Origin of the sequence: Cyanobium sp. Cruz-8D1 (assembly GCF_024345975.1) — a bacterium.
GTDB lineage: Bacteria > Cyanobacteriota > Cyanobacteriia > PCC-6307 > Cyanobiaceae > Cyanobium.
The window spans coordinates 1-20,646 of the sequence record NZ_JAGQCD010000027.1; the positions used below are offsets into that span (position 1 = coordinate 1).

Annotated in this window: 20 protein-coding genes and 2 pseudogenes; 9 read left to right on the forward strand and 13 right to left on the reverse strand. The window is 64.4% G+C overall.

Annotation, left to right across the window (positions count from 1 at the left end; all coding sequences use genetic code 11):
* Nucleotides 1-400: 400 nt before the first annotated feature.
* A pseudogene (locus tag KBZ33_RS14965) lies at nt 401-904 on the reverse strand (sugar phosphate nucleotidyltransferase); the annotation flags it as partial.
* Between the two features lie 384 nt (nt 905-1,288).
* Between KBZ33_RS14965 and KBZ33_RS14970 the strand changes: the two are divergent.
* Both KBZ33_RS14970 and KBZ33_RS14975 read left to right on the forward strand, forming a co-directional pair.
* Nucleotides 1,289-1,786, forward strand: a complete 498-nt coding sequence (locus KBZ33_RS14970; RefSeq protein ID WP_255011827.1) for a protein kinase domain-containing protein — start codon at nt 1,289-1,291, stop codon at nt 1,784-1,786.
* 69 nt (nt 1,787-1,855) lie between these two features.
* Nucleotides 1,856-2,994: pseudogene (locus KBZ33_RS14975) on the forward strand (ISAs1 family transposase).
* A 644-nt stretch (nt 2,995-3,638) separates the two neighbouring features.
* Here the strand turns inward: KBZ33_RS14975 and KBZ33_RS21505 are convergent.
* From KBZ33_RS21505 to KBZ33_RS15000, 4 genes are all read right to left on the reverse strand, one after another.
* Nucleotides 3,639-6,614: a zinc-dependent metalloprotease family protein gene (locus KBZ33_RS21505; RefSeq protein WP_261362466.1), complete on the reverse strand. Its 2,976-nt coding sequence runs from the start codon at nt 6,612-6,614 to the stop codon at nt 3,639-3,641.
* Nucleotides 6,615-7,776: 1,162 nt separating this feature from the next.
* Nucleotides 7,777-8,001, reverse strand: coding sequence for a Uma2 family endonuclease (locus tag KBZ33_RS14990; RefSeq protein ID WP_254954141.1), 225 nt, complete (start codon nt 7,999-8,001; stop codon nt 7,777-7,779).
* Nucleotides 8,002-8,488: 487 nt separating this feature from the next.
* A complete protein-coding gene (locus KBZ33_RS14995) occupies nt 8,489-8,683 on the reverse strand; it encodes a DUF4351 domain-containing protein (protein ID WP_254954143.1) in 195 nt (64 codons plus the stop codon).
* 2 nt (nt 8,684-8,685) lie between these two features.
* Nucleotides 8,686-9,477 (reverse strand): DUF2887 domain-containing protein, encoded by a 792-nt coding sequence (locus KBZ33_RS15000; protein ID WP_254954144.1) that lies wholly within the window; start codon nt 9,475-9,477, stop codon nt 8,686-8,688.
* Between the two features lie 100 nt (nt 9,478-9,577).
* Here KBZ33_RS15000 and KBZ33_RS15005 point away from each other — a divergent pair, with 100 nt between their 5' ends.
* A complete protein-coding gene (locus KBZ33_RS15005; protein ID WP_254954145.1) occupies nt 9,578-11,293 on the forward strand; it encodes a glycosyltransferase in 1,716 nt (571 codons plus the stop codon).
* A gap of 28 nt (nt 11,294-11,321) precedes the next feature.
* Here KBZ33_RS15005 and KBZ33_RS15010 read toward each other — a convergent pair whose 3' ends face one another.
* The 3 genes from KBZ33_RS15010 to ndhC are packed head-to-tail and all read right to left on the reverse strand — an operon-like array spanning nt 11,322 to nt 12,991.
* Nucleotides 11,322-11,879 carry an NAD(P)H-quinone oxidoreductase subunit J gene (locus tag KBZ33_RS15010; RefSeq protein ID WP_254954146.1) on the reverse strand — a complete coding sequence of 186 codons (558 nt, stop codon included), beginning with the start codon at nt 11,877-11,879 and terminating at the stop codon, nt 11,322-11,324.
* Nucleotides 11,872-12,615, reverse strand: coding sequence for an NADH-quinone oxidoreductase subunit NuoB (gene nuoB, locus KBZ33_RS15015; protein WP_254954147.1), 744 nt, complete (start codon nt 12,613-12,615; stop codon nt 11,872-11,874). Before nuoB ends, KBZ33_RS15010 begins: the two co-directional genes overlap by 8 nt.
* A gap of 13 nt (nt 12,616-12,628) precedes the next feature.
* Complete coding sequence (ndhC, locus tag KBZ33_RS15020; RefSeq protein WP_254954148.1) at nt 12,629-12,991, reverse strand: photosynthetic/respiratory NAD(P)H-quinone oxidoreductase subunit C; 363 nt, start codon at nt 12,989-12,991, stop codon at nt 12,629-12,631.
* Nucleotides 12,992-13,081: 90 nt separating this feature from the next.
* On the opposite strand from ndhC, the gene KBZ33_RS15025 reads away from it, so the two are divergent.
* The 6 genes from KBZ33_RS15025 (at nt 13,082) to KBZ33_RS15050 (ending at nt 15,306) form a co-directional block, all read left to right on the forward strand.
* Nucleotides 13,082-13,444, forward strand: coding sequence for a rubredoxin (locus KBZ33_RS15025; RefSeq protein ID WP_254954149.1), 363 nt, complete (start codon nt 13,082-13,084; stop codon nt 13,442-13,444).
* Entirely contained in the window at nt 13,444-14,484 is a 1,041-nt protein-coding gene (locus KBZ33_RS15030; RefSeq protein WP_254954151.1) for a photosynthesis system II assembly factor Ycf48, read from the forward strand. The genes KBZ33_RS15025 and KBZ33_RS15030 overlap by 1 nt, the downstream gene beginning before the upstream one ends.
* A gap of 87 nt (nt 14,485-14,571) precedes the next feature.
* The gene (psbE, locus tag KBZ33_RS15035; RefSeq protein ID WP_216907496.1) at nt 14,572-14,826 is read left to right on the forward strand and encodes a cytochrome b559 subunit alpha; all 255 of its coding nucleotides are present in this window, start codon (nt 14,572-14,574) and stop codon (nt 14,824-14,826) included.
* Entirely contained in the window at nt 14,823-14,960 is a 138-nt protein-coding gene (gene psbF, locus KBZ33_RS15040) for a cytochrome b559 subunit beta (protein ID WP_015109701.1), read from the forward strand. The genes psbE and psbF overlap by 4 nt, the downstream gene beginning before the upstream one ends.
* Before the next feature lie 7 nt (nt 14,961-14,967).
* A complete protein-coding gene (locus KBZ33_RS15045; protein ID WP_254954152.1) occupies nt 14,968-15,087 on the forward strand; it encodes a photosystem II reaction center protein L in 120 nt (39 codons plus the stop codon).
* A gap of 18 nt (nt 15,088-15,105) precedes the next feature.
* A complete protein-coding gene (locus KBZ33_RS15050) occupies nt 15,106-15,306 on the forward strand; it encodes a photosystem II reaction center protein J (protein ID WP_254954153.1) in 201 nt (66 codons plus the stop codon).
* On the opposite strand, the gene KBZ33_RS15055 is transcribed toward KBZ33_RS15050, so the two are convergent.
* The 5 genes from KBZ33_RS15055 to KBZ33_RS15075 all read right to left on the reverse strand — a co-directional run bounded on the left by KBZ33_RS15055 (nt 15,282) and on the right by KBZ33_RS15075 (nt 20,471).
* A complete protein-coding gene (locus KBZ33_RS15055) occupies nt 15,282-15,716 on the reverse strand; it encodes a clan AA aspartic protease (protein WP_255011828.1) in 435 nt (144 codons plus the stop codon). The two genes, KBZ33_RS15050 and KBZ33_RS15055, sit on opposite strands and share 25 nt — an antisense overlap.
* Nucleotides 15,717-15,783: 67 nt before the next feature.
* Complete coding sequence (gene hisS, locus KBZ33_RS15060) at nt 15,784-17,046, reverse strand: histidine--tRNA ligase (protein WP_254954155.1); 1,263 nt, start codon at nt 17,044-17,046, stop codon at nt 15,784-15,786.
* A gap of 45 nt (nt 17,047-17,091) precedes the next feature.
* Nucleotides 17,092-18,120, reverse strand: coding sequence for an NAD-dependent epimerase/dehydratase family protein (locus KBZ33_RS15065; protein ID WP_261362467.1), 1,029 nt, complete (start codon nt 18,118-18,120; stop codon nt 17,092-17,094).
* Nucleotides 18,117-19,055 carry a UDP-glucuronic acid decarboxylase family protein gene (locus KBZ33_RS15070; protein ID WP_254954156.1) on the reverse strand — a complete coding sequence of 313 codons (939 nt, stop codon included), beginning with the start codon at nt 19,053-19,055 and terminating at the stop codon, nt 18,117-18,119. Before KBZ33_RS15070 ends, KBZ33_RS15065 begins: the two co-directional genes overlap by 4 nt.
* A 3-nt stretch (nt 19,056-19,058) precedes the next feature.
* A complete protein-coding gene (locus tag KBZ33_RS15075; RefSeq protein ID WP_254954158.1) occupies nt 19,059-20,471 on the reverse strand; it encodes a nucleotide sugar dehydrogenase in 1,413 nt (470 codons plus the stop codon).
* Nucleotides 20,472-20,646 lie beyond the last annotated feature (175 nt).

Below are 20,646 nucleotides of genomic sequence, written 5' to 3' on the forward strand. Positions count from 1 at the left end.
GAGCACTGGCAGCTGGAAGGCCGCCGCATGTTCTCCGCCGAAAGCATGGCTGCCATCCCGGAACTGGAGGCACTCCCCGCCCTGCAGACCTTCAGCACCTGAGAAGGGCACACGCAGGCCCCAGGTGATCGAGGTTGCAGCGCCCCCCCACAGGGCGCAGCAACCTCGATCGCCGCCCGGGGGCCGGTGCTGTAACCCCAGCGCTGTAAAGACCCCTCACGCTCACAACACACAGCGGCAATCAGATGAGAGGCTTGACAAGTCAATCCTCCCGATTCATCATGGAACAACGAGGTGCATCTGCGCCTCCGGGATGACAGCTCGTCATTCCACCCTGTTCACCCTCTGATCAGGGCATTCGGGCCTCGGGTTTTACACCACGCAAAGGGACTCGGCCTTGCAATGGCTCGGCCTCCCAGACGGTGGCATCGGAAGCGATGCAATCAAACACGGCAGGCTCCAGCACGAAGAAGCCACCGTTGATCCAGCCGCCATCACCCTGAGGTTTTTCCTGAAAGCCAGCGACTCGATCGTCGGCCTCGAGGTTCAACGCGCGCCGTAGCGGCCAGGAGGCTGGACCGCCGTGAGGGTGGCCAACAGGCCGGAGGCGCGATGGGTGGCGATGGCGGCGGCGATGTCCACATCAGAGACACCGTCGCCATAGGTGAAGCAGAAGGTTTCATCGCCCACATAGGGCTGCACCCGCTTCAGGCGGCCGCCAGTCATGGTGGTTTCACCGGTATCCACCAGGGTGACCTCCCAGGGCTCGGCATTTTTTTTCATGCACCTCCATCGAATTGGTGCGCATGTGCAAGTTCACATCACTCATATGCAAGAAGTAATTGGCGAAATGCTCCTTGATCAGATAGCCCTTATAGCCGCAACAAAATACAAACTCGCTGATGCTGGACCCAGCCCCCCCCCCTACAGGATCACGGCTTTCATGGAAGGGCCTACAGGCGTGAGAATTCAGGGGGTAAAGGCTTCAGCCCGTCCTGTTGCGAGGGAAGATTAAGACCAAACTCCCCGCCCAGGCTGAGTGCAGTCGTTGCCCACGATCAGGTGCACGTCCAGGTCATTGGGAACGCCCTTCCGGATCGAGCGGCCCCTCGGCCGCACGGGGTCCTGTCGCACCTTCCTGCTCAAGGATCCGCAACGCCATCGCCATGCGGTCTTGAAGCTGTTTCCAGGTCACCCAGAGAACTATCTGCCATTGAGGTGGAGGTGGCCTGCCTGGACCGCCTGAGCAATCCGTGAATCCCGCGCATTCTCGATGGCTATGTGCGCCATGGTCAGTACTGCCTGTTTCAGGAATGGATCCCTGGGCCTTCGCTGGAGGGGATCCTTCGACTATCTGCGCAAGAAGCAGCGCCTATCCGAATTGCTGCGCCAGGTGCTTGACCTTCTCTCGCTGATTCATCACGCCGGCATCGTTCACGGTGACATCCATCCGGGCAACCTGATCGTGGGGAAGGACAGCGGTCAGCTGTTCCTGGTGGATTTCGCGATGGTCCGCTCCCTGGCCGGTCCCTGTGCCGCCAAGAAGGGGGCCGGCAGGGACAGTGCCTTCCCGACACGGCACCTGGAGACCACCCAGGCGGTGGGTGGTGTGGCGCGCCTGTTCTTCAGTCCCCAGGAGCGGACCAGGTTCGGACACATCTGGCCGGGTGTGGATCTTTACGCTCTCGGAGTCACGGCCCTCTGCCTGCATACGGGGCGTCAGGCTGGAGAGCTTTACAACCAGCTCGACGGCGGTTGGGACCTGGGTGACCTCAGGGCTGATTGAAAGTCCGTCACAAGTGCCCTCGGCAGGGCTGCGACCATTGGGTTTGGTCGGCGGGAATGGATCACTTCTTTGCCAGAACCCTCTCCTGTCCATGGCTCTGCCGACCTGATCAGCTTTCTGCAGGCGATCCCGGAGGGTCGGATGCGCCGAGGGGTGCGCTTCCCTCAATGGTTTCTGCTCCTGGTGGCGGTGCTCGGGATCTTGAGTGGCTGCCAGAGCCTGCGGGACTTGGAGCGCTTTGCCATCCGCCATCACGCGGCGCTGAACCAGGCGTTGGGGCTTGAGCTCAGGCGGCCTCCTACGGATTCCACCTTCCGCTATCTGTTCTTGCAGGTGGATGTGGCCGAGATATGCCGGCAGCTACAGGTCTGGATGCTCGCCCAGATCCCAGGTGGCGCAACGGGTCTTGATCAACTCGTATGCGACGGCAAGACACTTCGCGGTTCGATTGTCCGAACCGACGGCGGTGGCGGTGCCTTCATTGCTCAGGTGACGCTCTACTCCAAGGCTCTCGGAGCGGCGATTGCCCAGGCCACCTATGAAACCCGCGAGAACCACGAGCGTGCGGTTCTGCGGGAGCTGCTCTCCACCATGGATCTCGAGGGCGTCTTGATCCAGGCCGACGCGCTCCACACGCAGAAACCGTTTTTCGGCAGCTCACGGAGCAGGGGGCCGACTTTCTCCTGACGGTAAAAGCGAACCAACGGACCCTGCACCGCCAGATCAGCGAGCACTTCCTCTATTCCCGCAAGATCCCTTTCACTGCAACGGTTTCAGAGCGAGGTCACGGACGAGATACCACTTGGACCCTCAGGGCCAAACAGGCGCCCGAGTTCATTGTCAGCGCCTGGCCTGGTAGCAGCTGGATCGTCGAACTGGTCGTCAGCGGCAAGCGTGACGGCAAGCCCTCCCTCCAGCGGCACCTCTTTCTCACGAGCCTGCGCACCACGCCCAAAGCTCTGCTGCAATTGGTGAGGGACCGCTGGTGCATTGAAAGCTGGCACTGGCTCCGTGACACCCAGCTTCATGAGGATGGCCACCGCTATGGCGGCCCCGGTGCAGCGGTGCTGGCCACGCTGCGCACTCTGGCCTTGAACCTGCTCGCGCTGCACGGCCACCAATCGGTGAGAGCTGGTCTGGCCGCCGTGGCCCACGACATCGCCAAGCTGCTCGCCATGGCAGGGATCAGGCCGGGTTGGGAGGCTTGAGGAGACTTTTAATCAGCCCTGTGGGTGACCTTGACCCGGAGGTGGTCAGCTGGCTGTCGCCCCTGTTGATGGAGTCCCCAGGCCGTAGCCCCGACGCCGGTTGCTGCCAGCCCCACGGATTCCACGGACCAGGCTGCGCTCCTGGCGGGGTGGCGTCGCGCGATCGGGCCTGTCGCCGATCTGCTGCTCACACCCGAACGGGTCGGTGCCCTGATGCGAGACGCCCCTTCCGCTGCCGCGGCCCTCTCCGCCCTGGATCTCCCCGACGCGGTCGTGCGGGAGCTCCTGGCCCAGGCCAGACAACGGCGTGCAGAGCCAAAGGCGCCCAGGGATCCTGCCGCTGAGAGGGCACCTGGCACCGCTCCTTGCACCGAGGATGCCGATCGGCAACTGCGCTCGGCCCTGGTGGCCGTGGTCGGCCCGATCGGCGAACGGATCTACGCCGATGTGGAAGCCGTGGCCGCGCCAATGCGGTTGGAGGCGGCCGTGAAGGTTCTCAGGGGGTACGCGGTGCCCGAGGATCTGATTGAGGAGCTGCGCCGGAGCCACTGTCCAATCGGGCCCCGTCCAAACAGAAGAGCCGCTGCGGTCAGGCAGCGGCTCTTGGATCTATGGGCCGTGAAACGCCGGCGCGTGGGGACCTCTCAAAGCAGGGGCTGGGTGGCGACCAGCCAGGGGGTGGTCGGTGTGGCGCCGAAGCCGGCGGCCGGGAACGGCGAGGTCAGGGGGTCGGCGGCGATGAGATGGATCTCGCCCAGGGAGGTGAGCTCAGCCAGGGCCAGGATCGGCTCGCTGCTGAAGATCAGATCTTCGGGACGGGCCTCTGCCAGGACCATACGGTCGTAGGCGAAGGCGTCGTTGGCGGCCGGAGCGAAGCTCGTGCCACCGCCGATGATCGGGTCGACCACCTCTGGGGCGGCGTTCAGTGGCGCGGAGGCCAGCGGCGTGCCGTTGGCATCAACCATGAACTGCTGCTGGAGGAGCAGGCCCGCGCTGCTGGAGGGAGTGACGGTGGCACCGGCGGAGATGAAGTTCCAGCTGCTGTCGACGGACCAGGTGTGGAGGCTGCCGGTGGAGAGTTCCTTCCAGAGAATCTGGTTCTGGTTGCTGGCGACGGTTTCAGCCGCGAGGATCTTCCAACCGTTGTACTGGGAGGCCTTGATCTGGGCGCCGCTGACGCGGACCGCTGTGGTGACGCCGTTGACCTGAACGGAGACCAGATCGGTGCTGGTGTCGCGCAGGAGTTGAACGATGCCGTTGGGATCGAGCACCTGGAGGGTGCTGGTGGGCGGCGGTGGGGTGGCGGCGTCGTCGTTGAGGATGGTGCCGGTGACAACACCGGCGGTGCCGATGCTGTAGGCGGCGTTGGGCTGGAGAGTGAGGGAAACGGTCTCATCAGGCTCGAGGTCCGAATCACCAGTGGGATCGACCGTGACGGTGGCGGTGGCGGAGCCGGCCGCGAAGGTGACGGAGGCGGGGATCAGGCCGTAATCGCTGCCGTTGGTGGCGGTGCCGCCGATGGAATAGCTGACGGCGAGGGGATTGGTGGTGGCGCCGGTGCGGGAGAAGGTGTAGATGAGGTTGGCGGCACCGTTCTCAAGAACAGTGGCTGGCGAGACGGCCAGGGAGATGAGGGGCAGGGTGGTGGTGGAAGTGAGGGGTGTGCCGTTGGCATCAACCATGAACTGCTGCTGGAGGAGCAGGCCCGCGCTGCTGGAGGGAGTGACGGTGGCACCGGCGGAGATGAAGTTCCAGCTGCTGTCGACGGACCAGGTGTGGAGGCTGCCGGTGGAGAGTTCCTTCCAGAGAATCTGGTTCTGGTTGCTGGCGACGGTTTCAGCCGCGAGGATCTGCCAACCGTTGTACTGGGAGGCCTTGATCTGGGCGCCGCTGGCGCGGACCGCTGTGGTGACGCCGTTGCTGCGCACCGAGACCAGATCGGTGTTGGGGTCACGAAGCAGCTCAACGGCACCGTTGGGGTCCAGCACCTGGAGGATCGGCGGCGGTTGGCTGGTGGATGGCAGCGTGCCGCTCACCATGTACTGGCCGAGGCTGCCGTAGTCGGTGTACCCGGTGGGGGTGCTGGCGAGAGGGGTGCCGAAGCCCACGCCGTCGATGCCGAGGTAGTAGGTGCCGGCGTCGAGGTAGGTGGAGAAGCTGGCCGTGGTGAGATCGGCGGGGTTGAAGGTCTGGACGATGCTCTGGTCGGCCCGGTAGAGGGTCGCGGCGATGTCCAGGTTGGGGCCGCGGGAGGTGAGGTATTCGGTGACGTAGCTGCCGGCGGAACCGATGAAGGCCCGCGAGGCGTTGACGATGTTGAAGGACACCTGACCGGCCAGGGTCTCGAAGCGGAACATGTCGATGTCGGTGTTGCGCTCGATGACACCGAAGCTGCTGAAGCTCAGGCCGGTCAGAGCCGTTGCCGTGGCAAAGCTGTTGCCGTGGTCATCGGCGGCGTAGCCGAAGCCGTTGCTTCCGGTGATGACGGCGAGGTCGTCCTGAAAGTAGTCGGCGCCGAAGTACTCCCCTTTGCTCCACTGGGTGAGGTTTTCGTCGGGACCCAGGAAGGGAGCACCCATGATGGTGCCCCAGCTGGTGGGGCCGGTGCCGCCATGGCCGGCGTAGTACGCGGTGCCGACTCCCCCGTCATGGCCGAGGCCAAGCGTGTGGCCAACTTCGTGGCTGGCCGTTTCCGCAGCGGAGTATTCGCCCCTGTTGAACACAAGGGCCACATCGTCGGTTTGCCAGTTGAAGCTGCCGTAGTAGGCCGTACCACCACCACCGGCATAGATGATGGGATTGCCGGTGAGCAGGTTGAGGTTACTGGTGAAGGCCACCCGGATGCCCCAGCGGTCGTCGCCAGTGCCCAATTTGCGCAGGCTTTCTGTGCCGGGATCCTGGGTGGTGACGTTGACATTGAAGGGTGCATAGTCCTCGGCCACCCTCTGCCAGATTCGCTGAATCTCCGTGAGGGCGGTGCTGTCAAAGGTGCTGTAGAAGCTCTTCAGGCTGAGGCTGCCGCCTTTTTCCCAGGGGGTCTTGTCGATGGCATAGCCGTCGAAGTCGAGGAAGATCGTCTTCGTGGCTGTTGGGTTGCTGTGCAATTGGAATACGCTGCTCAGATTCACCCCCGTACCGAGTGTGACCAGGCCGTTCATCACTAGGGGGGCCTGGTCGTTGGTGATGTCCCAGGCGGCGGCGCCATCACCGTTGCTGACCGCCAGCACGCTGCAGGCACGGCAACCGCAGCTGGTGGCCATCGACGCCGAGCCCGCAGCCGTTGCCGCCCCAGGCAGGGAATCGCTCAGGACCTGATGGCTGTCCATCGCCACATCTGGGGTGGCGGAGATCACGACACCTTTCTGGAAGATGGCCCCCTGGCTGGTCTGGGCCAGGTCACTGGACTCCAGCGTCTCCAGGGCGGCGTCGGCCGGCAGAGGCGTTGAGGCCTTGGTGGTGGCCCGAACAGTGGTGATCAGCGGGCTGGTGACTTCCGCCACCGCAGGAGCGTCGGTGAACAGGGAGAGGGTCGTATCGCTTGAACGTTTTGCTTGGTTGGAGAGCTCAGGGAAGAGGCTGGAAAGCCATTGTTGGCGCCCTGCATGAGTGGTATAGGCCATGGCGAATTGAGGGAGTGCAGAAAACACCACCCATCGACCTCCGTAGCCTCCAACTCTCAACAGTTGGATGCTCTAGGGAATCATCAAAGTCATGAAGCCCAGGGCACTGGGGGAGGTTGACTTTGCTTTCGGGGAAACTGATGGATGGGAGCTTTTCCCCTGCATTCATCATCGTTCAGCAGCAGCCCTGCAGCCTTTGTGTCCAGGCCAATTCGCAGGGAGAGTTCTATCGCCAAAGCTGAAAACTGGCTTAGGTTTTCACCGGCCGTTCTGTGCGTAAAGACTCAATAAAGTTTGCAACGGTCTCCGCCCCCCTGTCCCAGGCGATCGCGCTGAGCCCGATTCCGCACCATTCCTGGCTCCAGAAAGGGTGCGCCAAGGGGGATGGAGGAGGGAGGAGCGTAGTTGTGCCAAGGGATTTGCCGTATCCGACCGGCCCCAGATGGCCCTTTGTAAAGCCTGTTTGAAGGCTGAGGGGCAGGGCATCAGCGGGCTAAGCACCATTAAGCCGTTCGGCTGATCTGCGCCGCCTCTGCAGCCCGGGTGCTGTCGTCTGCTTCGGTCAGCGACTGGCGCGGAGGAGGCCAACCAGAGTGCCCGCCGGCAAGGTCTCAAGCGGCTGCTGGCCATCAGAACGTGCCGGGGCCCGTGTTGCCTGCGTGGATGGGGATGGGATGAAACACGAGCGCCGCGAAATCGTACGCATACAAGCCGCCAGCAAGGCTTCCGGGATGGTGCGGATGCTGGTGATGAACAAATGGCGTGCCGTTCCCTGCCCGTGTGTGCCCGTCGCGCACCCAGTCTTGCCGCCACAGACCAGCTGCAGCCCAGTGACAAGATCCGGTGCACTCGGGAGGACGCGGACAAACCAGTGTCAGGTTCACAACGCGCTGCCAGGCCCAGCTCGCGGCACGCCATTGGTTGCGGGCTCCGGTGGCGAATGGCTTCTCCTGGCGGCGGCAGCCACAGGCCGACGCACGCCAACTCTTGCTTCTGTACAGGCTGTACAGGAGCCGGAATCTAGCCAATCAGTGCGGCAGTGCACATCAGACCACGCAACGGGAGCGCCTCAGACCCCTGCGTCCACAGCCCACGCCCAGCTGACCATCGGTCGCCATGCGGCCGCTATCCATCCGGGGTGGCTGAACAATCGGAGGCCGTCTCACCCCGCCCAGATATCAGCAAGCTGTATCTGCAGAGCATGGAATTCAGGTCCCGCCTCCAGCACAGCGATCCGCTCGAGCCGTCGTGCGTTGGCTTGGTAAGCGGCCATCTTTTGGCGCAGAGCGCTCAGGCCGCGTGGGCCTTCGTCGCTGGGGCTGGCGAGTTCCACCTCAAGATCGGGGCAGAGGGGAGCGAAGCCGCGGCGCTCCTCAGGGCTGAGCACCGAGCCAACTCCTGCGGAGAAGCCTTGCGGCTACGGGCAGGCGACGAAACCCTGTTGAGCTGTCAAACACAAACACCTTCCAGCCGCCCTGAACTCTGGCGTAGCTCTGCAGCGCAAGCATCAGCGCCGAATGACGCGAACCTGTCTCGCCACCGGTGAGGGTCATGCTGCTCAGGCGGCCGTTGGCATGGAGCTCGAGATCGCACACCAGGGCAAACGGCTCCGCGCTCAGGCCTGTGTCCGGCGATGCCGGGGACATGGCAGGCAACACAGCGACACATTCAATTTAGGCTCAGCCCGTTCCATGACGCTCTCCGCAGCGGCCGGTCCCGCACGAGCGACATCCAGTGACTGTCTGCCAAGCAGCTGAATGCGCCGCGGCTGTTGAACGGGCGACAGAACGGGGTGGCGGTGCTGATGACACCCGCAGAAAAAACGCTGTACGTCGATCGAGCCAGCAGCCCTGGGCTGGGTCTGTCCCGGGCCTTCAGCTTCTGGGGGCTGCGGAGCTTGCTGCCTGCTCAGGTCCGTCATGGGCGGCCAGCCAGACCGCCAGGTCGGCCGGGCCCTGAAAATCCAGCAGCGCTTCCGCCAGGGCCTCCAGCCGCTCCAGCGGCAGGGCGTCGATCCGGCTGCTGGTTTCCGGGTTCAGCGGGCCGCAGCGACGGTTCAGCAGACGCATCGTCACACTGCCGCCGCTTCCTGGCGGCCTTCCTGACGGCCCTCCTGACAGCCTTCTCGGCGGCCTTCCTGGCGACCCTCCGCCAGCCACTCCTGCACGGCGCGCGTCTGGCGGATCTCTTCCCGCGGAATGCCGGCGATCACCATGATCTCCTCCTCGTTTAACTCGGGAAACCGTTGGATCAGCATAGGCAGCACCACCGTGCCCAGATCGGGCCGGCAGCTCAGAATCTGACGGCTGCTGACCGCCAGCTCACCCTCTGGGCGCACTGGCAGGGTCAGCAGGTTCAGCAGGGGATCCAGCCGGGGCCGACGGCTCAGCTCCTCCAGGCTCAGCCGCTGCTGCGGCGTGATCACCAGCACCGCCCAGTGCCTCACCGCGGGATGCTGCTGCAGAAACCGGTACGTCTGCGCCGCCAGGCGGTGGTGACAGCCTGCGTCGCTCTGCATCTGCACCTCCAGCACCACCACCGGCAGCTCCGGGCTGCCCGTTTTTCCCCAGCCCGTGCTCTCCCGCGGCCACTGCATACCGTCGAGCCGGTGGCTGAGCTCCTTGAGTTCCAGCGCCGCAAAGCGATACAGCCGGTCACCCGGTTCGGCCGCATCCAGCCCCAGCCCAGCAGGAATCACCGCAGCGCCCGGCAGCAGCGCCCGGATCAGGTCGGGGACGCCCTTGAACACCTGGTAGTACCAGCGGTCGGTGTTCACGCAGGGGCGCTCCGGGGCCGCTCGAAAAGTAGCCGCCTGCCACGCCGCCAGGGCGGCAGGGCAGAGCAGGAGATGGCGATGAGGCAAGCGGAGCCAACCCGAACTGAGGCACGCATTGCCCCAAGCGTCCAACCGCTTCTGGCTCCTGACCTAAACTGCGCGAAGAGAATGGGTTTTTTGGGCCAGAATGTACGCATCAAGAGAGTCAATCAAGGCCACCCTGCTGCAACTGATCAGCAAGCCCGTTTCTGGCAAGACGCTCCACAAGTTGCGCGAGGCCCATGCGGCGATTCTTGACTCTAGAGGGGCAAGGTTGTACGCAGTAGGGGCTCAATATCAACGTTCACGTCACGGAGAAGGCTTGCATGAACAGCTCGTCACGGAGAAAATAGCCTACGCCATTCCGGCCAACCGAATTCTCGCAGAAGATTCCACCCTTTTGACAGTCTGCCGCTACACGCGCGAGCAACTGGGCCTGCCTCTCTTTGCATGCCTCTACTGGATGGAGACCCCAAGCCTTCAGCTGCGTTTCCCGTTGCCACTGCGAACCAAGAGCTTCAACAGATGGTGGATCGCAAACGGACTGGAGCATTACAAAGAAGCCGATCGCGTTCTGCATGCAATAGCAGACACTGACCTGCATCAGCCAGCCGTCCGCTTTGCCGAAAAGCCTTTTGGCGTCAATCTGATCGGGCATGCATACAGCGTATTCGGCCTTGGTGAGTATCTCCGCATGATGGCCAAGGCGCTGGAAGCCGCTGACATTCCCTTCGTGGTCGTCGATATTCCCGTAAAAAATGGATCGCCCTCCACAGATTTCACACTTAGGCCAAAGATTGCTCCCGCCCCCGAGCATCAGCTTTATGCATTTTCCCTCTATTGCATGACAGCATTAACGCACCTTCATACTGTCATCAAGGAAGGTTGCTCAGATCAAACCTACGAAATCGCAGTTTGGTTTTGGGAGTTTGATCGCTGGCCAAAGCGACTGACCGGCGCCTTAGCTCTTGCAGACGAATACTGGCCCTGCACGGATCTGATCCATACAGCTCTCACAACAGCCAGGGACTCGGTGGCTCAAGGAGATCCTGCGTTGAGTGCCTGCCAACCGATCATCACGATTCCACCCGTCGTTGATCTGGGAGGATTCGAAGGCTTCACTACTCCAGCGGCCCGGGCCAACGCACGCAAAATGTTTGAACTGAATAGCAACGACGTTCTATTCACGTTTTCATTTGACCTCAATTCCATGATCTCACGCAAGAATCCTGAAGCCGTGATCGATGCCTTTCAGATCGCTTTCCCCAAGCCTTGCCCCTCCAGCCCTTCCGCTCCTTCCGTTGGCCTGGTCGTCAAGTCGTTTCCCCCCAGAAAGCCTGAACCCAGGTGGGAAGCACTCAAACAGCTTGCTGCGGCGGACCCAAGAATCACCATCATTGAAAAAGACCTGGATCGCCGGAGCATCCTCACGCTCTATGGCTGCTGCGATGCGTTTGTTTCTCTCCATCGAACCGAAGGACTGGGCATGGGATTGGCAGAAGCGTTTCAGCTCGGCTTGGACGTAATAGCAACGGATTACGGGGGCAACGTGGATTTTTGTGAGGGTCCTCTCGCCCATCCAATTCCCTACCGATTGGTACCCGTCAAAGAAGGCGAATATCCAGACCATGAAGGAATGATTTGGGCCGAGCCCGATATGGGCCGAGCAGTTGAGGCCATGAGGGTCGTCGCAGAAAAACGAATGAAGCAGCCATTCTGCTCACCTGCGCAAATCGCCAATTACAGGGAACGATTCTCAGCCAAGAACGTTGGTTTGGCCATGAAAGAACGCCTTCATCAAGTTTGGGCAAGACGCCCAGAGATTCAGAAGACTATGGACTGCAGCCATGTAGTCAATCTGTGAATGCCCAGCTTAAACTGCCAAGCGAATCTTAATAAGCATCCTGCATCTCATAAAAATCAGGCTGCACATAATCCTTCCTCAGCGGATACCCCTTCCAGTCCTCCGGCATCAACAGCCGCTTGGGATGGGGATGGCCTTCGTATGTGATGCCGAACATGTCGAAGGTTTCACGCTCCTGCCAATCGGCACCGCGGAACAGGCCGTAGAGGCTGGGGATGGTGAGGGCGCCGTCGCGGGCTAGGAACACCTTCAGGCGCACTTCCTCCGGGCGCACATCAGCGGGCAGTGGGCCGCTGCCACCGGCCAGGGCCTCCAGCTGATCCAGCATCGCCGCCATCTTCACCAGGTGATAGAAGCTCACCAACCGGCCACCCGGCCCCTCGTCGTAGCCGCCCTGGCACTGGAGGTAGTCGAAACCGGAGGCCTTCAGGGCCGTGGCCACCAAGGGCAGCGCCACCGGCTCCACGCCCAACATCTCCACACCGTCATGGTCGGGGCCCAGGGCCTCAGCATCGAAACCCTGGCCACCCAGCCAGGTGCCGACCGCTCCGGCGGCTGGGGGCGTGAGCGAAGACTCCTCAGGCATCGGTGGTAGGGGCGTTGGTGGTGGCGGAGACGGTGGCAGCCATCGGCAGGCCCGCAGCGGCGGCAAAGGCCGCCTGCTGGGTTTCGGCCCGCAGGTAGGCGCCGGTGACAATCGGATCGATCCGCTTCATCTGGTGGGGGATCGTGCAGTAACGGTGGGTGGGCCGCAGGTTGCCGCGTTCGGCGAAGGTTTCGTTGCCCACCTTCTTGCGCAGCTTGATCACCGCATCGAAGATCGCCTCGGGCCGTGGCGGACAGCCCGGCAGGTAGAGATCCACGGGGATCAGCTTGTCGACACCGCGCACCGCCGTGGTGGAGTCGGCGGAGAACATGCCGCCGGTGATCGTGCAGGCCCCCATGGCGATCACGTACTTGGGCTCCGGCATCTGCTCATACAGCCGCACCAGCGCCGGGCCCATCTTCATCGTGACGGTGCCGGCCACGATCAGCAAGTCGGCCTGGCGCGGGCTGGAGCGGGGCACCAGGCCGAAGCGGTCGAAGTCGAAGCGGGAGCCGATCAGGGCGGCGAACTCGATGAAGCAGCAGGCGGTTCCGTACAGCAGCGGCCAGAGGCTGCTGAGCCGGGCCCAGTTGTGCAGATCGTCGAGGCTGGTGAGGATGATGTTCTCGGACAGGTCGGCGGTGACACCGGGGGCGCCCACGGGGCCGCAGCTGGCTTCTCGCAGATCGCGAAGCGCATCGACGGCCAGGGAGCCTGCAGGGGGAGTGAGGGTCATGGTGGGGGTGTGCTCAGCTCCACTCCAGGGCGCCCTTGCGCCAGGCGTACGCCAGGGCCAGCACCAGGATGGAGATGAAGATCAGGGCTTCTATGAAGGCCAGCAGCCCCAGCCGGTGAAACGCCACCGCCCAGGGATAGAGGAAGACGGTCTCGACATCGAAGATGACGAAGACCAGGGCAAACATGTAGTAGCGGATGTTGAACTGGATCCAGGCCCCGCCGATCGGCTCCATCCCCGACTCGTAGGTGAGCTGGCGCTCCCCCGCTCGGCTCTTGGGAGCCAGCAGCTTGTTGGCCACCAGCGCCAGCACCGGGACCGCCGCCGAAATCAGCAGGAAGCCCAGAAAGGCGTCGTAGCCGGAAAGCACGAACATCGGCAGACCCAACCTGGCGCGCATTCTGCCACCTGCCTCCGGGAGCGGGGGTAGCCGTCGATAGAGTCGTCAGGTATGGCCAGGCACGGGATGAGCACGGAACCGCCCACCGAGACATCCGAAGCCGTCGTGGACGACCCCGCCAGCCACCGCTTCGAGTGCCGCAGCTGCGGCTTCGTCTACGACCCGGGCGAGGGCGTCAGGAAGCTGGCGATCCCCGCTGGCACCTCCTTCCTCGACCTCGACCCGGTGGGGTTCCGCTGCCCCGTCTGCCGCAGCCGGGTGGGTGCCTTCAAGGACATCGGCCCCCGCAACAAGCCCAGTGGCTTTGAGGAGAACCTCAACTTCGGCCTGGGGGTCAACCGCCTCACCCCCGGCCAGAAGAACGTGCTGATCTTCGGCGGTTTCGCCCTGGCGTTCGCCTTCTTCCTCTCCCTCTACTCCCTGCGTTGATGTCTGCGCCCCTTCCTCCTCTGCCGGCCGTCCTGCGCCCGCTGCGCCCCCTGATCAGCCTGGCGCTGTCGCTGGTGCTCGCCTTCGGTCTCACGGGCTGCGTCACCACCGGACTGCCGATGGCGGCAGCCAGCCCCTGGCAGGCGGTTCCCCTGGACACCCGCTCCAACCCCCTCGATGTGGCCTTCACCAGCGCCGACCACGGCTTCCTGGTGGGCAGCAACCGGCTGATCATGGAAACCGACGATGGCGGCGCCAGCTGGCAGGAGCGGGCGCTGGATCTGCCCGAGGAGGAGAACTTCCGCCTGATCAGCATCGATTTCAGAGGCAACGAGGGCTGGATCGTGGGCCAGCCCGGCCTGCTGCTGCACAGCGACGATGCCGGCAAGAGCTGGAGCCGGCTGCTGCTGGACACCAAGCTCCCGGGTGAGCCCTACCTGGTCACGGCCCAGGGGCCCAAGAGTGCCGAGCTGGCCACCAGCGTGGGCGCCGTGTACCGCACCGACAACGCCGGCTCCAGCTGGCAGGCCCTGGTGGGTGACGCGGCCGGCGCCATCCGCGACCTGCGCCGCAGCCCCGAGGGCGACTACGTGAGCGTCAGCAGCCTGGGCAACTTCTTCGCCACCTGGGAACCGGGCCTGCCCGCCTGGCAGGTGCACCAGCGGGTCAGCAGCCAGCGGCTGCAGTCGATGGGCTTCCAGCCCGATGGCCATCTCTGGATGGTGGCCCGCGGGGCCCAGCTGCGCTTCGACGGTGACCCGAGCACCGCCGAAACCACCGAGAGCGGCGACTGGAGCAAGCCCGTGATCCCGATCACCAATGGCTACGGCTACCTCGACATGGCCTGGGATCCCCGCGGCGCCATCTGGACCGGCGGCGGCAACGGCACCCTGCTGGTGAGCAACGATGCCGGCGCCAGCTGGCAACGGGATCCGGTGGGCACCCAGCAGCCCACCAACTTCTCCCGGATCGTCTTTGCTCCCGGCGACAAGGGCTTCGTCCTGGGCGAGCGGGGCGTGCTGCTGCGCTGGATCGGCTGAACTGCGTCCCTCTGTAACCAACCCCCCGCCGCGCCGGCGGCTCCCCCCGGTCGACCCCTAGGATTTCCAGGCTGAACGCTTGTCGCTATGGCTGCCGGCTCCACAGGGGAACGCCCGTTCTTCGAGATCATCACAAGCATCCGCTACTGGGTCATCCATGCGGTGACACTGCCGGCCATCTTCCTGGCCGGTTTCATGTTCGTGTCCACCGGCCTGGCCTATGACGCCTTCGGCACGCCCCGTCCGGATGCCTACTTCCAGGCCCAGGAAACCAAGGCTCCCGTTGTGAGCCAGCGTTACGAGGGCAAGAGCAGCCTTGATCTGCGTCTCCAGGAACCATGACCCAGTCCACTGCCCCCACCACGCCACGCAATTACCCGATCTTCACGGTGCGCTGGCTTTCCGTCCACGCCCTCGGCATTCCCACGGTTTTCTTCCTGGGTGCCCTGGCCGCCATGCAGTTCGTCCGTCGCTGAGACATCCATGCAGCGCAATTCCAACCCCAACAACCTGCCGGTCGAACTGAACCGCACCAGCCTTTACCTGGGCCTGCTGTTCGTCTTCGTCATCGGCATCCTCTTCTCCAGCTACTTCTTCAACTGATCGGGAGGCACCCCATCCATGAGCGGCAAGAAATCCTCACTTCCTGACGGTCGTATTCCCGACCGCCTTCCCGATGGCCGTCCAGCCGTGGCCTGGAAAAGTCGCTGGACCGAAGGGGTTCTGCCCCTCTGGATGGTCGCCACCGCCGGCGGCATGGCCGTCATCTTCGTGGTCGGCCTGTTCTTCTACGGCGCCTACGTGGGCGTCGGTTCGGCCTGAGTTCCCTTGATGGTCACGGATCGCCGTGCCGTCTTCACCAGGGCGTGGGGAATGTTGGGGCTGCGTGGATCAGGTTCCAACCGTTGACGTGCCGGGTGCACGATCAGGTCCATGTCTTCCATCGGCACCGCGCCCAGCAGCACTGAATCCCCCAGCACCAGCGCCCCGACGAAACAGGAGCGTCCCTGGTAGGCCACCCTCACGGGTCCCACGTAGGGAACCTGCATCACACGGCCATCGGCCACGGTGACTTCCCGCAGGGATTCCTGCTCCAGCTGGAGCTGGAGTACCACGTGTTCTGGAATGCAGAGCATCAGAGCACCGGTGTCGGCCAGGGCTGACACCTCCAGGGGATGGAGTTCGGGCTGGCGCGGATTGCTCAGCTCGATCATGGCTTGCACGTAGCCCATGTCTTGCTGGAGCAGGTTTTTGAATGTTAGTCATTGAGGCGATCGGAGTCTGTGCAGTCAGCTCCCTTCAGGCGGCGCCCAGAACCCCTGCTACGGCGTCAGGCGTCAGGCGACGGTCCTCCGTGGCTTCGCCCCGCAGATCCCGGAGGATCACCACCCCTTCGGCGGTCTCGGCGTCGCCGAGGATCGCTGCCCAGCGAGCGCCGCTGCGGTCGGCCCGTTTGAACTGCTTGCCGTAGGCGGAGCCGCTGAGATCGAGCGCCACCACCAGGCCCTGTCGCCGCCAACCACGGGCCAGGGCCAGGGCCTGCGCTTCGGCCATCTCGCCGCGGCTGATCAGATAGACATCCGGGGCGGGAGCGCTCCCCCCCTCACCACCGCCCGCCTGCAGCAGCAGCACCAGCCGCTCCATCCCGAGCGCCCAGCCCACAGCCGCCGTGGGCGGGCCGCCCAGCTGCTCCACCAGGCCGTCGTAGCGGCCGCCGCCGCAGACCGTGGCCTGGGCCCCCAGCTGGCTGCTGGTGATCTCGAAGGCGGTGTGGCCGTAGTAATCCAGGCCGCGCACCAGGCGGGGATTGAGCCGGAAGGGAATGGCAAGGGCCTCGAGGCCCTGCCGCACCCGCAGGAAGCGCTCGCGGCTCTCACCATTGAGGGCGTCAGCCAGGGTGGGGGCCCCGGCCAGCAGGGCCTGGGTCTGGGGGTTCTTGGAATCGAGCACCCTCAGGGGGTTGGTGCTGATGCGCTGCTGGGAATCGGGATCCAGATCTTCGCGGTGGGCCTCCAGCCAGGTCACCAGGTCGGCGCGGTAGCGCAGGCGGTCGTCGGCACTGCCGAGGGAATTGAGCTCCAGCGACAGGCCGCCCACCCCCAGATCCATCAGCAGATCCCAGGCGATGGCGATCGCCTCCACGTCGCTGCGCGGATCGGCGTGGCCGAGAAACTCCAGACCGATCTGGTGAAACTGCCTCTGCCGGCCCGCCTGGGGCCGCTCGTAGCGGAACATCGGCCCGCCGTACCAGAGCCGCTGGGGCCCCTGGGCCACCAGGCCATGCTGGATCGCGGCCCGCACCACCGAGGCCGTGCCCTCCGGCCGCAGGGTGCAGTGGCGCTCGCCCCGATCCTCAAAGCTGTACATCTCCTTGCCCACCACGTCCGTGGCCTCACCGATGCCCCTAGCAAAGAGTTCAGTCACCTCCAGTAGCGGCGTGCGGATCTCCTCGACGGCGGCCCGGCGGAAGTGGTCCCGGGCGGTGGCTTCGATCCGCTGCCAGAAGGGGGTCTGACCGGGCAGCAGGTCGACCATGCCCCGCAGGCTCTGGAGCGGTTTCAAGACGGTGCAGATCAGCGGAGTTTCATTGTGCCCGAAGGGGTCGGCTCAGGGGCCGTGGAACTCCTTGTACCAAGCCGCAAAGCGCTCGATCCCCGCCTCGATCGGAGTGGCAGGGCGGAACCCCACCCAGGCCGCCAGGGCCGTGGTGTCGGCGGCGGTGGCCGGCACATCGCCTGGCTGCATCGGCTGCAGATCCCTGATCGCGGCGCGTCCCAGGGCCTGCTCCAGCAGGTCGATGAACTGCAGCAGCGGCACCGGCTGGGCATTGCCGATGTTGAACAGCCGGTGCGGGGCGGCTGCCGTAGCCGGATCAGGATGCAGCGGGTCGAAGCCAGGATCGGCTGTGGCGGGCTTGTCGAGGCAGCGGATCACCCCTTCGACGATGTCATCGATGTAGGTAAAATCCCTCTCCATGCGGCCGTGGTTGAACACCCGGATCGGTTCGCCCGCCAGGATCGCCTTGGCGAACAGCATCGGGGCCATGTCGGGCCGGCCCCAGGGGCCATAGACGGTGAAGAAGCGCAGGCCGGTGGCCGGCAGGCCATAGAGATGGCTGTAGGTGTGGGCCATCAGTTCATTGGCCTTCTTGGTGGCCGCATAGAGGCTCACCGGATGGTTCACCGGATCCTGCTCAGAGAAGGGCCTATGAAGGTTGCCGCCGTAGATCGAGCTGCTTGACGCATACACCAGATGGTCCACGGCCCCATGGCGGCAGGCTTCGAGGATCGTGGCGAAGCCCACCAGGTTGCTCTGGATGTAAAGCGAGGGATTATCAATTGAATGGCGCACACCGGCCTGGGCGGCCAGATGCAGCACCCGGGCGGGACGTTCGGCGGCGAACAGCGCGGCCACCGCTTCGGCGTCGACCAGATCGAGCTGATGGAAGCGGAAAGCCCCTGTCTGGGCCATGGCCTCCAGCCGCTCCAGCCGGGCCCGCTTCAGGGCCGGGTCGTAGTAGGCGTTGAGATTGTCGAGCCCCACCACCCGCTCGCCACGGGCGAGCAAGCGCTCAGCCGCCACGGCCCCAATGAAGCCGGCGACCCCAGTGACCAGGATCGGCCCATTCGCCGTCAACGTCCTTCCCGTACCCGTTCCCGGAAGTAGGCAATGGTGGGCTCCAGCCCCTCCTCCAGGCTCACCGTCGGCTCCCAGCCCAGCAGCTCACGGGCCAGGTCGATCACGGGCTGGCGCTGCAGGGGATCGTCCTGGGGCAGGGGCTGGGTGGTGAGCTCCAGGCCAGGCTGGATGCGGTCCCGCACCCGTTCCGCCAACTGGCGGATGGTGAACTCGCCGGGATTGCCGATGTTGATCGGACCGGTGTGCTCGCCATTCATCAACCGGATCATGCCCTCGATCAGGTCATCCACGTAGCAGAAGGAGCGGGTCTGGCTGCCATCGCCGTAGAGGGTGAGGGGCTGACCCTGCAGGGCCTGCACGATGAAGTTGCTCACCACCCGGCCGTCGTCGGGGAGCATGCGGGGGCCGTAGGTGTTGAAGATGCGCATCACACGGATTTCGGTGCCGTGCATGCGCTGGTAGTCGAAACAGAGCGTCTCGGCGATCCGTTTGCCTTCGTCGTAGCAGGAGCGGATGCCGATGGTGTTGACGCAGCCCCGGTAGCTCTCGGGCTGGGGGTGCACCTCAGGATCGCCATACACTTCGCTGGTGCTGGCCAACAGCAGCCGGGCCCCGACGCGACGCGCCAGGCCGAGCATGTTGTAGGTGCCGAGGAAGCTGGTCTTGGCCGTCTTGATCGGGTTGAACTGGTAATGCACCGGGGAAGCCGGGCAGGCGAGGTGCCAGATCCGATCCACCTCGAGCCGGATCGGTTCGGTGACGTCATGGCGAATCAGTTCGAAGTTGGGGTGGCCCAACCAGTGGCGGATGTTGTCCTTGCGGCCGGTGTAGAAGTTGTCGAGGCAGATCACCTCTTCCCCGGCCTGCATCAGCCGGTCGACCAGGTGGGAGCCCAGGAAACCGGCACCGCCGGTGATCAGATTGCGGTGCATCGCTCAGCCCTCGCCTACGCGCCAGACGTTAAGGCCAGCAGCCCGGGCGGCAGAAGCATCGGCGATGGCGCGGGCGTCGAACAGCCAGGCCGGGCGGCGCATCACCGCCGCGATCGCTCCCCAGTCGAGCTGGGCGTAATCGCGCCATTCGGTGAGGATCAGCACGGCGTCGGCGCCGCTGGCCGCCTCCTCGGGGGAAGCCGCAGCCTGCCAGCCGCCGTCGGCCGCCGAAGCGGGCTGGCCCAGATCGGCGCCGATCTGGCCGGGTGACACCTTGGGATCCACGATCACCAGCCGGGCCCCCTCCTCAATCAGGTTCTGGCAGATGCGGATGGCGGGCGCCTCCCGGGTGTCGTTGGTGTCGGCCTTGAAGGCGAAGCCCAGCACCGCCAGCCGCTTGCCGGTGACCGTGCCGAACAGCCGTTGCACCACCATGCGGGCGATGCGATCCTGCTGCCAGGTGTTGAGCGTCACCACCTGCTCCCAGTAATCCGCCACCTCCTCAAGGCCGTAATGGCGGCAGAGGTAAACCAGATTGAGGATGTCCTTCTGGAAGCAGCTGCCGCCAAAACCGGGACCAGCCTTCAGGAACTTGGAACCGATCCTGGAATCGGTGCCGATCGCCCGGCCCACCTCCCGCACATCGGCGCCGGTGGCTTCGCACAGGGCGGCGATGCTGTTGATCGAGGAAATCCGCTGGGCCAGATAGGCATTGGCCGTGAGCTTGGAGAGCTCGCTGCTCCAGAGATTGGTACGCAGGATCCGGTCGTCCGGAACCCAGGTGGCGTAGATGCTGGCCAGGGACTCGATCGCCGCGGTATCTTCTCCGCCGATCAGTACCCGATCCGGCGCTTCGAGGTCGCCGATGGCGGTGCCCTCGGCCAGGAACTCGGGATTGGAGAGCACCGAGAAGGTCTTGGTCTCGCCATCGGCAGGGCCCGAGCCGTTCTGCTGGGCAGCCCCGAGGATGGCCTTCACCGCTTCGGCGGTGCGCACCGGCAGGGTGCTCTTCTCCACCACGATCGTGTGGCCATGGGCGGAGGCAGCCACCTGGCGGGCCGAGGCCTCGATCCAGCGCAGGTCGCTGGCCTGGCCGGCCCCCACCCCCCTGGTCTTGGTAGGGGTGTTCACCGAGAGGAACACCATGTCGGACTCAGCGATGGCCGCCTCCACCTCAGTGGTGAAGTGGAGATTGCGCCCCCTGGCCCTGCCCACCACCGCATCCAGCCCGGGCTCGTACACCGGCAGGCGCGTCAGATCGGGATCGTTCCAGGCCGCGATGCGCTCGGCATTGAGGTCGACCACCGTGACCTGGATGCCGGGGCAGCGATCGGCGATCACCGCCATCGTGGGCCCTCCCACATACCCGGCACCGATGCAACAGATGGTGCGAATCGGCGAAGGGGCCAGATCCATGGAAACAAGCGGAAGCTCTATGGACCTTACCCCCAACGGCGATGTTTGACTCTCAAAGCACCCATCGACAAGCATTCTCCTGGCTGCGGACTTGGATGGTGTCCAAAGGGAGACCTGATGAGAATGCGCGTGAAAGAAGACATCTGGGGAAGGCCGGCCATCTGCCAGAAAGCCG